Annotated in this window: 11 protein-coding genes and 2 tRNA genes; 3 read left to right on the top strand and 10 right to left on the bottom strand. The window is 71.0% G+C overall.

Annotated features, from left to right (window positions below):
* Positions 1-6 precede the first annotated feature (6 nt).
* The 9 genes from BH719_RS10090 to pgm all read right to left on the bottom strand — a co-directional run bounded on the left by BH719_RS10090 (position 7) and on the right by pgm (position 8,126).
* Positions 7-690 carry a hypothetical protein gene (locus BH719_RS10090; RefSeq protein ID WP_009743867.1) on the bottom strand — a complete coding sequence of 228 codons (684 nt, stop codon included), beginning with the start codon at positions 688-690 and terminating at the stop codon, positions 7-9.
* Positions 687-2,060, bottom strand: a complete 1,374-nt coding sequence (locus BH719_RS05780; protein ID WP_009743866.1) for a membrane protein — start codon at positions 2,058-2,060, stop codon at positions 687-689. The genes BH719_RS10090 and BH719_RS05780 overlap by 4 nt, the downstream gene beginning before the upstream one ends.
* 51 nt (positions 2,061-2,111) lie before the next feature.
* The gene (locus tag BH719_RS05775; RefSeq protein WP_009743865.1) at positions 2,112-2,723 is read right to left on the bottom strand and encodes a hypothetical protein; all 612 of its coding nucleotides are present in this window, start codon (positions 2,721-2,723) and stop codon (positions 2,112-2,114) included.
* A gap of 6 nt (positions 2,724-2,729) precedes the next feature.
* Positions 2,730-3,074 (bottom strand): hypothetical protein, encoded by a 345-nt coding sequence (locus BH719_RS05770; protein WP_034255295.1) that lies wholly within the window; start codon positions 3,072-3,074, stop codon positions 2,730-2,732.
* A gap of 353 nt (positions 3,075-3,427) precedes the next feature.
* On the bottom strand, positions 3,428-4,141 hold the full coding sequence (locus BH719_RS09360) for a hypothetical protein (protein ID WP_157098198.1): 714 nt from the start codon (positions 4,139-4,141) through the stop codon (positions 3,428-3,430).
* A complete protein-coding gene (locus BH719_RS05760; RefSeq protein WP_034255292.1) occupies positions 4,138-4,473 on the bottom strand; it encodes a hypothetical protein in 336 nt (111 codons plus the stop codon). Before BH719_RS05760 ends, BH719_RS09360 begins: the two co-directional genes overlap by 4 nt.
* An 81-nt stretch (positions 4,474-4,554) precedes the next feature.
* The gene (locus BH719_RS05755; RefSeq protein ID WP_157098197.1) at positions 4,555-5,271 is read right to left on the bottom strand and encodes a hypothetical protein; all 717 of its coding nucleotides are present in this window, start codon (positions 5,269-5,271) and stop codon (positions 4,555-4,557) included.
* Positions 5,272-5,288: 17 nt separating this feature from the next.
* A complete protein-coding gene (locus BH719_RS05750; RefSeq protein ID WP_009743860.1) occupies positions 5,289-6,023 on the bottom strand; it encodes a hypothetical protein in 735 nt (244 codons plus the stop codon).
* A 426-nt stretch (positions 6,024-6,449) separates the two neighbouring features.
* Positions 6,450-8,126: a phosphoglucomutase (alpha-D-glucose-1,6-bisphosphate-dependent) gene (gene pgm / locus BH719_RS05745; protein ID WP_009743859.1), complete on the bottom strand. Its 1,677-nt coding sequence runs from the start codon at positions 8,124-8,126 to the stop codon at positions 6,450-6,452.
* A 278-nt stretch (positions 8,127-8,404) separates the two neighbouring features.
* On the opposite strand from pgm, the gene BH719_RS05740 reads away from it, so the two are divergent.
* The 3 genes from BH719_RS05740 to BH719_RS05730 all read left to right on the top strand — a co-directional run bounded on the left by BH719_RS05740 (position 8,405) and on the right by BH719_RS05730 (position 10,141).
* Positions 8,405-9,745, top strand: coding sequence for an AGE family epimerase/isomerase (locus BH719_RS05740; RefSeq protein ID WP_009743858.1), 1,341 nt, complete (start codon positions 8,405-8,407; stop codon positions 9,743-9,745).
* Between the two features lie 150 nt (positions 9,746-9,895).
* A tRNA-Ser gene (locus BH719_RS05735) sits at positions 9,896-9,982 on the top strand.
* 69 nt (positions 9,983-10,051) lie between these two features.
* Positions 10,052-10,141 (top strand) — tRNA-Ser (locus tag BH719_RS05730).
* Between the two features lie 421 nt (positions 10,142-10,562).
* Here BH719_RS05730 and BH719_RS10295 read toward each other — a convergent pair.
* On the bottom strand, positions 10,563-12,059 hold the full coding sequence (locus BH719_RS10295; RefSeq protein ID WP_009743857.1) for a L,D-transpeptidase family protein: 1,497 nt from the start codon (positions 12,057-12,059) through the stop codon (positions 10,563-10,565).
* Positions 12,060-12,495: the final 436 nt, after the last annotated feature.

Here is a 12,495-nt window from a genome sequence, read left to right as displayed (position 1 = left end):
GACCAGCTACTGCGGCGCGGAGGCCGCGAACGCGGCGGTCGCCACCAGGCCGGCCAGGACGGCGGCGAGGACCAGGAACGCGGCGGCGGCCGCGTAGTAGCGCAGGACCACTGCGAAGCGGGAGGCCAGGCGGGTGCGCGCGGCGACGACCAGTGCGAGGCCGTGCCAGGCGGCCACTGCCCCGACCCCCGTGGCGCCGACGACGGCTCCGGGCGCCCACTCGGCCCACATGGAGGCGATCAGGACGACCAGGGCCGCGTTGAGGGCCAGGATCCTGCGGGTATTGTCCCGCCCGGAGTGGCGGTCCCCGGGGGGCAGGCGCAGCAGGGCGCGCGCGAAGTACCAGGACCATTGGAGGATGCCGTTGGTGAGGACGCCCAGGGTCACCAAGTGGATGGTGGTCCACAGGGGCTGGGGCAGCGCTGTGCGGAAGACGGTCGTGGCGCCGGCCGCCAGCACCGCCAGGCACAGCCACACGGTGGTGAGGCGGTCGGTGCGGGCCACGCGGGGGCGGCCCTGCGCCCCCGGGCGCTCACCAGCGGAGCCGGGGGAGTCGGGGGAGCCGATGGGGATGGTGCCCCCTTTGGCGGTGGCGCCGGAGGGGGCGTGCGCGCTGGTGGCCCCGGGGTCCGGGCGCTCCCCGCCTGGGGGCGCGGGGCTCCCGGGGGGCGGGCCGATGGTGGGGCTCATGCGTCCTCCCTGCTGGAAGGGGCGGGGGCCGTGCCGGTGGTGCCGTTGGCGGCCTCAGCAGTGTCCCTGGCCGCTCGGGCGGTGCCGGAGGGCGCGTCGGCAGGATGGTGGTCCCCTCCGGCAGCCCCCGCCTCGTTCGACGGGGATGGGGCCCGGGCGGCCCGAGTGGCGCTCCTGGCAGCGCGGATGGTGACGGTGAGGGTGGTGAGGACGAAGACGAGCATCCCGACCACGCCGAGGGCGCCGCCGAAGCGCCACGCGCCCGCTGCTCCGCGCGCCCCGGCCAGCAGCCGGACGGCCAGGGAGGCCTGGAGGAGGGCGAAGGGGATCCACATGGCCGGGTGGTAGGGGACCGGCCGCTTCGCGACGGCGGGGATGATGACGGGGGCGTGGGCGATCACCATCGAGACCACGAAACCGATGGTGAGGGCGTGGACGGCGGCGTCGTAGCCGTAGCCGTCGAAGACCGGAGGGGCGACCACCCACATGAGCGCGGGGACCAGTGCCCAGCCGTAGCCGCACAGCATGGAGGCGGCCGCCAGGCGCGGCACTCCTGGGACCCTGATGGTGCGGCGCGCCACATCGTGCCAGGCGGTGTCGGCGGCCACGGCGCCCAGGGCGAGGCCGAGCACCGGGTAGCCCGCCCCGGGGGCGAAGAGGGTGAGCGGCAGGGCGAGCAGGACAGCGCAGGCCTCCGCGGTGATCCGCCGCTCGGTGGAGCCCGCCAGGAAGTTCAGGCGCGCCAGCTCCAGGCGCTCCCCGATGATGGTGACGACCAGGAACATCAGCCACCAGGGGACGATGGCGGCCACTTCGAGGCCGCGCCACCACGCCAGGGCGCCGCCGAGGCCGATGAGCGCCCCGAGCATCTGGACGAGCACCGCGTAGGAGGCCTGGCGGCGCCGCCACACGTGCGCGTAGACGCAGACCAGCAGGACCATTCCGGTGGTGATGAGGAGCCCGGGTGCCATGCGGGCGCTCTGGAACCCGGCGAGGTGGGCGGCCAGGAGGCGGGGGACGGGCAGGGCGGCCATCGCCTCGCGCAGGCCCGCGTTCAGGGCGAGGACGACGGCGCAGGCGCCTCCCGCGCCCGTGGTGAGGGGCGCCAGGTAGGCCCACTTCGTGGGGCGGTCCGAGCCCGTGCTCACGGCGACTGCGCGCTCCAGGCAGATCGCGGTCCCCAGGAAGCCGTACACCATGAGCAGGCCGTGGACGGCACCCAGGTCGGTGGAGGGGACGGGGGCGGTGGCGGCCAGGCGGACCAGGGCGGCGTCGAGGCCCGCGAGCAGGCAGATCCCCGCGAATAGCAGGAAAGCGAGCCGCCCGGCTGGCAGTCGGGGGTTCTCGGATGGAGCCTGGGGGCGGGTCACGTGGCCTCGTTCCTCTTCTCGTCCTCCGCTGGGTGCGGGCGCGCGCTGGCGCTACTCCAACGGTAGGTGAGGCTTGCCTGAACGGCCACCGGAAGAGGGGTCCTGGTGGAAGCGGGTTCGAGGCGCGGGCCCCTCCTTCCGGGGAAACGGGTCGACGGGGCTGATGCCGGGGTCGTCGAGGGGCCCGGACCGGTCGGCGGCTCGCGTATCTTCCTGCCCGTCCCCGGGGTCGCGGTCTGCGGGGCGGTGGGCATCGATCCACGCGAGGAGGAGCGCCCACGCCGCGCCTCCGATCGCGTTGATGACGGCGAGCTGGATGACGTAGGGCGTGACGGTCACCCGTGATACCCCTCGGGTGAGGTGGATCGCGAGGGCGGTTATCGTGTAGCCGCCCATCCACCACGCGAGGACGCACAACTGGGCGACGAGGGCATGGGCGAATGGGGGCCGGGCAGGGGGCCACAAGTGGCGCGCGCGCAGCCAGGTCGGCGGATGCGCCTGGAATCCTGTCATAACGGGGATGGGGAGTACAGCTCCGATATACAGGGTGAAATAGGATAGCGTCCCGCCCGACACCGATGCGGCGATGGCGGCGATGAGCACGAGGACCGTGGTTCTCGCGGCGACTACGAGCCCTTGCGCACGGGTCCGGCGAATGTCCATGGTCCCTCAGCGCCCTCCGGTGGTCGTTGTTCCGGCGCCCTCCGCCGTGCCGACCGCGGGTGCGTTCGGCACTGCGGCGGATTGGGGCGTGGCGTCGGACTGGGGGGTGGTGGGTGGTGCGCCGTTCCGGGGGGCTGGCGGGGCAGTGGCGCCCGAGGCGGGGCCCGGGTCGTTGTAGGGCGCGTCGTCCCGGCCGCCCCACAGGTGGGGCGGTTCTTCAACGTCGGGGATCAGTTTGTTGCGCCAGAGAATGGGGGGATCCACCGTGAACCCGGGTTCTGGGGTGAAGCAGAAGACCGCCCAGGGATCTTTGGGGCCGAAGACCACGCCGACGGGCCGCACGTACTCCAATGAGAACGTGCCGACTCCAGGGGCCGCAGCGCTCTCGTGGGCGTTCGTGAAATGATGGACTGTCTTGGGCTGTGCGGTAGTCCCGCTTACACCTACGACAAGGGTGGATGATTGTTGTCCGAATTGGATTGCGACGCTATCGACCTCGAGCCAGACATCGTCGCCGCCGTTCGTTCGGCCAATCCGTGGTTCTCCTGAGCGTGTATCCACCCGTGTGATGTGGATGCCGCTTGGGCACGACTGCGCCCCCGGCGGCGGGGAGTCCAGGCGCAAGTGGGTGCACAGGAAGTCGTTGAGCAGGAAGAGCGACACGCAGGCGGCGCACGTTCCCCGTCCGAGGAGTCTCCTGGTGTTCATGGTATCTGCTCCCCGCCGGTGGGTTCGGGCGGATCGGTGTCAGCCGTGGGATTGGTACTGGCGGCGCCTTGCTCAGGCGCGCTTGGTGGTGCTGTGTCGGACTGGGGGGTGGCGCCGGACTGCGGCGTGGTGGCGCCCGGGCTGGGGTCCGGGGCGTCGTAGTAGGGGGGTGCGTCGTCCTGGCCTCCCCACAGGTGGGGCGGTTCCTCAACGTCGGGGATCAGTTTGTTGCGCCAGAGGATGGGCGGGTCGACGGTGAAAGCAGGGGCGGGGGAGAAGCAGAATGTTGCTCGCGAGATCGCCGGGCCGAAGACGAAGCCCGCAGGCTCGACCTGCTCCAATGTGAATGCGCCGATATCGGGTGCGGTGTAGGTGTCACCGATGTTCAGCAACTTCGCTGGGCTCTCCTGATGCCCTCCGTTCCCTCGAAAATCCGCTCTAGCATATGCGCGCTGATGGCCGAATACGATTTCCATATCGGCGACATTCAGCCACGCGTAGTTCCCGTTGGAATCACTGCCAATGGGAATGTTTCCAAATGGGTCATGAGAGCTATGCCCCGCTTTTCTGATGTGGATGCCGCTTGGGCACGACTGCGCCCCCGGCGGCGGGGAGTCCAGGCGCAAGTGGGTGCACAGGAAGTCGTTGAGCAGGAAGAGCGACACGCAAGTGACGCCCGCGCCGTACCCGATTAGCTTCCTCGGGATCATGGGATCCGCCCATACGTGTACGACATGAAGCAGCGCCTGTAATCGTCCCATGACATCCGGAACGTGCCGCCGACTTGCGGTTCGTTGTTCGAGGGGTTTCCTGAGCCGTCGGCCTCGTTGTTGTGCCCCAATGGGTTGGAGATTGTGATTCCTCCATCATCCGCTGCGATCACCGTGTACGCGTGTGCCGCCTCGATAGTGATCGTCTTACGGGTTCCATCGACTTCGACCTCCGCGGTGTGATCCGCCCAGAGGGCACCGTCCTGGTGGCGCTGCCGGCCCCCGTTCAACAGCACACCTATCGCGTCGTCGATGTGGAACCCGCTGCTCACGGCGCCTCCCCGCAGTGTTTGGAGTACCAGGTGCGCTCCCAGGCTACGCCGGAGGCCGCGCATGTGGGAAGACCCCGGCGCTCAGATCCGACCGGTCCACTCCTTGAGCGCCCCGATCCCCTCCGGGCTGGCGAGGCGCCCGCGCTCCCCGGGGTGCCGGGCCACCTGGATGATGAGGGCGATGACGGCGTCGCGGGAAGTCGGCCTGTCGAAGTGGGCGGGCATGACCTGGGCCTCGAGCGCCTCCTCGAGCGCCGCGGCCGCTCTCCTGTCCCCGGGGGCCACGGTCGGCAGGTCCGACCACCTCGCTGTCCACGCGTCCCCGCGCGCGGGCAGGATGGTGATCCGCGTGTCGTTGACGAGGACGCGCGGCCTGAGGTGGGACTGCGACAAACGGAACACGAGCCCGCCGATGCCGGATGGCACGGCGCAGGCGCCGAACACGGTGATGTGGATCCCCGTTCCCGGAGCCCATGCGGGCGGGAGGAAGGCGGCCGCGCCCAAGGCGGTCAGCAGCAGGGTCGCTCCCCAGTCGGCCACCACCAGTGCCCACGGCGAACTCATGTGGAAACCGTCCGCGCCCCACCGCCAGTAGCGTTCGGGGTGCACGTTCATGCGGCGGGTCACATGGTTGCAGGCGAACGCGATGAGCGCCCACACCGTGACTCCCACGCGGTAGCACGTGTCGTAGCGCGCTGCTGGTCCGGCCCCGTCGGACAGGAAGAAGGGGAAGGCGAACGCGAGCAGCAGCAGCGACCCCTGGTACAGGCAGCTCGAGGCCCAGTCGTTGGAGAACACCGCCGCCACCTCCCGGATCAGAGGATCTTCGCGAGCACGGCGGCGCCTTCGGCGGTTCCCAGCGCCCTGCGCTCGATGGGATGGCGGGCGAGCAGGGACACGGTCCGCTGCAGGTAGCTGTGCCCGCAGGGGGCTCCGTGCATGCCGATCAGCCACCCGCTGTGGACGCGGTTGTCCATGTGCACGCAGGAAAGGCCCCGGGAGTCCGTGATCTCCGTGCGCTCGTCCCATTCCGCGGTCCACTGGTGCGCACTGTTGCACCGCACGCTCAGGAGGGCGGGGGACACGAAGATCTCCGGCAGGAACGGCCGGAACAGGAACGGCCGTACCACCGCCCCCGCGGACTTGAGGAACAGCGTGAGCAGCCCTGGAGTAAGCATGACGCGCACAGGCGGCGTCACGACGCGCGTTAGGGCCATGAACCACAGAAGCGCCGGTGACAGGACGACCAGGCCGAGGCCGGTCACGGCGTGGGTGACGGCCAGGGACCCCGGTGTTTTGAGCAGGTATCCGCCTTCCACGCGCCGCCAGCGCCGGGGCGCGCTGTTCTCGACGACCAGGGTGTGCCAGTCGTCGATCGTTATGAGGAGCGTCATGGCGCCCAGCAGTGCGAAGAGGACGCCGCGCTGGAGCGAGCCAATGGTGAACATGACGGCGCAGACCAGCGCGCACACCACGGACGCCCCCAGAGAGGCGCGCGCTCCAGCGCGCCGCAGGTCGTCGGCCGTGCCGCACAGATGGTTCTTACCCACTACTGCTCCCGTTTTTCATCCTCGCGGGGCGGTCCTGACCCCGTGGCATGGGCGGCCTCGGAGCGGTTCCCCTTCCTCGGCCGCGCGGAGCGGACCCGCTCAAGAAAGGGACCCGGCGGACGGGGCGCCGCAGAACAACAGGGCCCCGTCAGGCGGTGCCCCCGGCGGATAAGGGACCGACGACGCGCTGGCCGAGGACGTCGGCCCCACCATTCGGCGCCCCCGGCGGATAGGGGACCGACGGAGTTCATCGGGGTCGTCTCCGCGCCGCCCTCCGGCGTCCCCGGCGAAGGGACCGAGTGGAGGCGGAAGGGCCGCCGGGGCGCCCACTGGAGGGGTTCCCGGCGGCCCTGACACGGTTCTGCCGCGCTGCCGCTGCGCCGCTACCGCGCGGGTGCGGCGGTCGCGGGGCTCACGGGGGCGCGCTCACGCCCCCAGTGCGTCGGACACCAGCTTCTTCGCGGCCTTCTGGACCTCGGCCAGGTGCTCGGCGCCCTTGAAGGACTCGGCGTAGATCTTGTACACGTCCTCCGTGCCCGACGGGCGGGCGGCGAACCACGCGTACTCGGTGGCCACCTTGAGGCCGCCGATGGGCGCGTCGTTGCCGGGGGCGCGCACCAGCTTCGCCGTGATCGGATCGCCCGCCAGTTCGGTGGCGGTCACGTCGTCGGCGGACAGGGCGGCCAGCTTCGCCTTCTCCTCGCGTGAGGCGGCGGCGTCGATGCGGGCGTAGGCGGAGGCGCCGAAGCGCTCCACCTGCTCGGCGTGCAACTGCGACGGCGTCTTGCCAGTGACCGCCAGGATCTCCGAGGCCAGCAGCGCCATGATGATGCCGTCCTTGTCCGTGGACCACACGGTGCCGTCCTTGCGCAGGAACGATGCCCCCGCGCTCTCCTCGCCGCCGAAGCCGACGGTCCCGGACAGCAGGCCGGGCACGAAGTGCTTGAAGCCCACGGGCACCTCGACCAGCTCCCGGCCCAGGGAGGCCACGACGCGATCGATGAGGGCAGAGGACACCAGGGTCTTGCCCACCGCGCAGCCCTCGCCCCACCCGGGGCGGTGGCTGAACAGGTACTCGATGGCGACGGCCAGGAAATGGTTCGGGTTCATCAGCCCGTCGGGGGTGACGATGCCGTGGCGGTCCGAGTCCGCGTCGTTGCCGGTGGCGATGTCGTAGGGGGTGTTGCCCTCGGCGTCGGGGGTCATCGCCTGGCGCAGGGAGGCCATGGCGTAGGGGGAGGAGCAGTCCATGCGGATCTTGCCGTCCCAGTCCAGCGTCATGAAAGGCCACGCGGGGTCGACCTTCGGGTTGACGACGGTGAGGTCCAGGCCGTAGCGCTCGCCGATGGCCGCCCAGTAGTCGATGGACGCGCCGCCCAGCGGGTCGGCGCCGATGCGCACGCCCGCCGCCCGGATCGCCTCGATGTCGACGATCTGGTCCAGCTGGCCCACGTAGAAGTCCAGGTAGTCGAAGGGCGTGATGCTGGGATGGTGGAGCAGGTCGGAGCCCACCACGCGGGGCACCTCGCGCCACTGCCCCGACTCCAGCAGCTCGTTCGCACGGGCCGCGATCACGCTGGTGGCGTCCGTGTCGGCGGGGCCGCCGTGGGGGGGATTGTACTTGAACCCGCCGTCGCGCGGCGGGTTGTGGCTGGGGGTGACGACGATCCCGTCGGCCAGGCCGTCGCCGCTGGTGCGCAGCTGCCCGGGGGCGCCGTTGGCGCCCAGGATGGCGACGGAGACGGCGGGGGTCGGCGTGTAGGATCCGCGCGAGTCGATGCGCGCGTCCACGCCCGCGCCGGCCAGCACCTCGAGCGCGGTGCGCCACGCGGGCTCGGACAGGGCGTGGGTGTCGCGCCCGATGAACAGGGGGCCGTTGATCCCCTGGGAGGCGCGGTACTCGACGATCGCCGCGGTGATGGCGACGATGTGCGCCTCGTTGAACTTCCCGTCCAAGGAGGCACCGCGGTGGCCGGAGGTGCCGAACACCACCCGCTGGTCCACGTTCGCGGGGTCGGGCTCGACATCGTAGTAGGCCGAGATGACATCGTCGACGTTGATGAGGTCTTCAGGAAGGGCTGGTGTGCCTGCTCGTTCATGCATACTCCCAGTGTGACATTGCCCGCCCTCGTTTCGGAACCCCCGTCCCACGCCGTGGAATGAGAAGGGTGTCACAGCGTGTCGCCGCCGGTTCCCCGGGCCCGCGCCGCGCCGGCCTCGTGGGCCGGAACAGAGCCGACGGCGCGGCGCGAGCGCCCGTGGGGAGGCCGCCCCGGCCTCGTGGGCCGGAAGCCTGCGCGAACGAGGTGGGCGGGCGCTACTCTGGTTCCACGCCGATGCAGTGTCGGCTCCCACAGACGAAGAAGTCAGGAGGAACGCCAATGGGCTGGTTCGACTCGCTCGAGCACAACAGGTGGCTGTCCACGCAGATGCAGGCCCTCATCGCCGAGGCCGAGGGCGCGATCGTGCCAACCGGGTTCGCGCACTTGGACGCCGAGGGCAAACCCGATCCGACCAGGTCCATCGACCTCGCGGTCACGGGGCGCATGGCCTACGTGTTCTCACTGGGCGTGCTCATGGGACTGCCCGGGACCCGCCGCTACGCGGACCACGCCGTCAAGGCGCTCTCCACCTACTTCACGGACCCCGTCAACGGCGGCATGTGGGTGTCGATCAAGCCCGAGGCCGGCGCCGACGGGCACGGCGTCCCCTGGGACGAGGACGGGCGCGTGAAATCCCAGTACCACACCGTGTACGCGCTGCTCGGCGCGGCCGCGGCGGCCGTCGCCAACCGGCCCGGGGCGCACGAGCTCCTCAACTCCATGCTCGACGAGCAGAAGGAGCGCTGGGCCGACGACTACGGGCTCGTGTGGGACCAGTACGACGAGGCGTTCACCGCGCCAGTCCCCGTCCACACGCTGGGCACCCTGATCCACACGATCGAGGCGTACATGGCCGCCGCCGAGGCCACCACGGAACCCGAATGGCTGGACCGCGCCGAGAAGATGGCTGCCTTCGCCCACAAGATCGCCTCCAAGAACGGCTGGCGCGTCCACGAGTACTACGACGAGGAGTGGAACCCGAGCCCCGGGGCCGGCAAGCTCCTGAACGACGGGCGCCGCCACTACGACGGCTACGTCACCGGGCACTCCATGCAGCTGGCCCGCTTCGCCCTGCAGGTCCGCTCCGGCCTGCGCTCGATGGGGTGGAAGGTGCCCGACTACCTGCTCGAGATGGGGACCGAGCTCTTCGAGCGCGCCCGCGTCGACGGGTGGCGCCGCACCGACGGCTGCCCCGGGTTCGCCACCGTCGTGGACGACGAGGGCGACCCCGTGCCCGGGGAGGACGAGCACCAGCAGTGGGTCGTCTGCGAGGGCGTGTGCGCGACCGTCGCGATCCGCCGCGCCATGCTGGACGACGGCGCCCGCGTCTCCGAGGTCGAGCACTTCGAGCACTGCTACAGGTCCTTCGTCGATTACATCCACGACTACCTGATCGGCCAGCCGGGCCGCTGGGTGCGCCGCCTCGGCCCCCGCAACGAGAGCGTCCAGCCCGCGAAGTCCTCCCGCTGGGACGTGTACCACGCGATCCAGGCGACTCTGGCGATCCGGGTGCCGCTGTGGCCGCCCACGGCCCCCGCCCTCTTCCGGGGCCTCCTCGACCACCCCGAGGAGCCGGCGCCCGACAAGAAGTCCTGGAACTTCTTCGGCCTGCGCGGTTAGGGCACTCCCCGCCCGCCCCGCGGCGGCGGAGTTCCCGCGCCCGCCCGCTCTGCAGTGGTGGGTTTCCGCGCACGCTCCGCAGCGGCGGGCGGGCCTGGGAGGCGGCGGAGTTCCCGCGCCTGCCCGCCGTCCTGTAGGATCGAGCCGTCTGGAGGGCTGTCCGAGCGGCCGAAGGAGGCGGTCTTGAAAACCGCTGTGCCAGCAATGGCACCGGGGGTTCGAATCCCCCGCCCTCCGCGGCCGACCGCAGATCACACGGCCAGCGCCTCGCGCGGGGCGGCGAAGTGTTCTAAAGTGGTCGGCACTGGAGACGTCGCATAGTCCGGTCGAGTGCGCCTCCCTGCTAAGGAGGTAGGGGTGCATAGCCCCTCGCGGGTTCAAATCCCGCCGTCTCCGCCCACAGCCCCGGGATCCCATTGGGATCCCGGGGCTCCGCATTGGGGTCCCTCGCAGTCCCGACGGCGCTGCGGTGCGATCCTCCTCCGGGTCAAGGGGTACTCCTCGTGGCCCTGGGCGCGGGCTCGCTGGCGGCGCGGTCCCCCGGGGCAGGGGGCACCGCCCACTGGAAACCGCAGGATCCCAGGAACACCCGGCCCTACCCGGGGCAGGCGGAACCCGCACGGCCCCATCCGGGTCCCACGGCGCCGGGGCGGGGACCCTGATGGGCGCAGCCCAGCCCTTCCCGTCGAGGAGGGGACCCAACAACGCCGGGGCGGGGACCCTCCCGGAGGAGCCGGCCCCCGCCTCGTCGGCAAGGTGGACGGGGCGATGCGGATCGCCGCGCGGACGCGGTCCGGCCCCCGCCTCGCGGAACGGATCAGTAGATCGTCACGTAGGTCCCCGAGGGGATCGTGTCGTGGAACCACTTGGCGTCCTCGTAGCGCAGGCGCACGCACCCGTGGGAGACGTGCCCGCCCAGGGTTCCGTCCTTCACCGTGTAGGTCCCCTCGTAGTACAGGATCGAGTGGAACAGGTAGTCGCCCGAGAACTGGGTCCACCAGTACGCCGTGTACCCGTGGCCGAAGGACGGGCCCCGGCTCTTGATGGTGAAGGTCCCCTTGATCGTGGGAGTCGACGGCTTGCCCACCGAGCACGGCATGTCGGTCAGCGGCTGCCAGGAGTCGTCGGCCCAGTAGAACGTCATGCAGTGCGGGGCGCCGGTGTCGACGACCACCAGGTAGTTCGTGGGGCTGTACAGGGTCTTCGCGTAGTTCCAGTCTGCCTCGAAGTCGGCGCGGCCCGAGACCCAGAAGCCCTTCCACCGGTCGAAGTAGTTCCACGACCCGGAAACCACCGCCCACCCGGTGGACATCGCGCCGGAGTCCGGATCGAGGTAGTACCAGCTCGCTCCCTCCTGAAGCCAGCCGGTGCCCAGGGCCCCCGAGGGGTGCAGGTAGTACCAGCGGCCGCCGTCGGCCACCCAGCCTGTGCGCATCGCGCCGTCGGGGCCCGCGTAGTACCACGTGCCGTCCGCGATGAACCAGCCCGAGGCCATCGCCCCGCTGCCGGTCAAGTAGTACCAGGCGCCCGCCCAGACCCACTTCGCCGAGGCCATCGCGCCCGAGGACTCGAAGCAGTACCAGGTCCCGTCGACCTGGAACCAGCCGGTGGCCATGGCGCCGCTGGAGGTCATGAAGTACGAGGAGCCGCCGGTGGAGAGCCAGCCGGTGTCCATCGCCCCGTTGTCGGCGAAGTGGTACCAGGTGCCGCCCTCCCGGTACCAGCCGGTGCGCACGCCGTTCTCGGTCGACATGTACCACACGCCGTTGGGATCCTTGTACCAGCCGACTGGGACGTACCCGTCGGCGGTGAAGGCGTAGCGGCGTCCCTCCACGTCGAAGACGCCGTTCTTCAGCAGCGTGCCGTCCGGCAGCTCGTAGCTCCATCCGGCTCCGTGGCGCACCCACTTCCCAGTGGCCGGGGTCGGCGGCCCGGGCTCCCCCTCCTCCTCCGATGAGGCGGGGGCTCCGTCAGCGGGTCCGGCGTCGGAAGCGTCAGGGGCCTGCGGGTCGGCGCCCTGGCCCTGGGGGCCGGTGGTTGGGCCCTGGGGATCTGTGGTCTGGTCTTGGGGCTTGGCGGTTGGGTCCTGGGGGGCGGGCCGCGCCTCGTCCCCGTTCTGCGCCGCAGGGGCGGACTGGGGGGCGGACTCGCTGCTGGGGGCCGAGGCGCCCGCCGTGCTCACCGCCGGACCGCCGGATGCTGCTCCGCTGTCCGGGCTGTCGGCCATCGCGGCCAGGGGGGACAGGCCGGCGCACGCGAGTGCGGCCGCGGCTGCGCCGATGCAGCGGAGGAAGCGGATGCGGATTCTACTCATGGTTGCACCTCACTCGAATGGGATAGGCCAATCCTATGCGTTATGAGGAACCACGGGGCGGGGATGGCGGTGCGTTCCCCTTTTTCGTTGCCGTCTTGTTGCCTTCGAGGCGGGGGGCGGAGGTAGGGCACCTTATTGGTGCCGGTTGTGAGGTTGCTGCCGGTTGTGAGTCGGAGGTGGAGGCTGGGGCGCCCAGCTGCTGCGGGTCGGGGCTGGACGGGGACGGAGACGGGTGCCCGTTATTGCGCCGCCCCGGGTTCAGGTGCTCGCGGGCAAGGTGGTTCCACTGTGGAACGCGGATCCTGATGGACGGGCACTGCGCGTTCCGTGTCCGAGGGGCAGACCAGCGCCGCCGCATTCCCCTCCCCGGGTGCGCCGGGCGGAGCGGTGGGCTGGCCGGGCCCGCCATCGGCGCGCCCGCAGCTGCCACGAGCGG

Origin of the sequence: Pauljensenia hongkongensis (assembly GCF_001746855.1) — a bacterium.
In the GTDB taxonomy this organism is placed as follows: domain Bacteria; phylum Actinomycetota; class Actinomycetes; order Actinomycetales; family Actinomycetaceae; genus Pauljensenia; species Pauljensenia hongkongensis.
The sequence above is the reverse complement of the archived record's forward strand: the minus strand, read 5'-3'. Positions and strand labels throughout refer to the sequence as shown.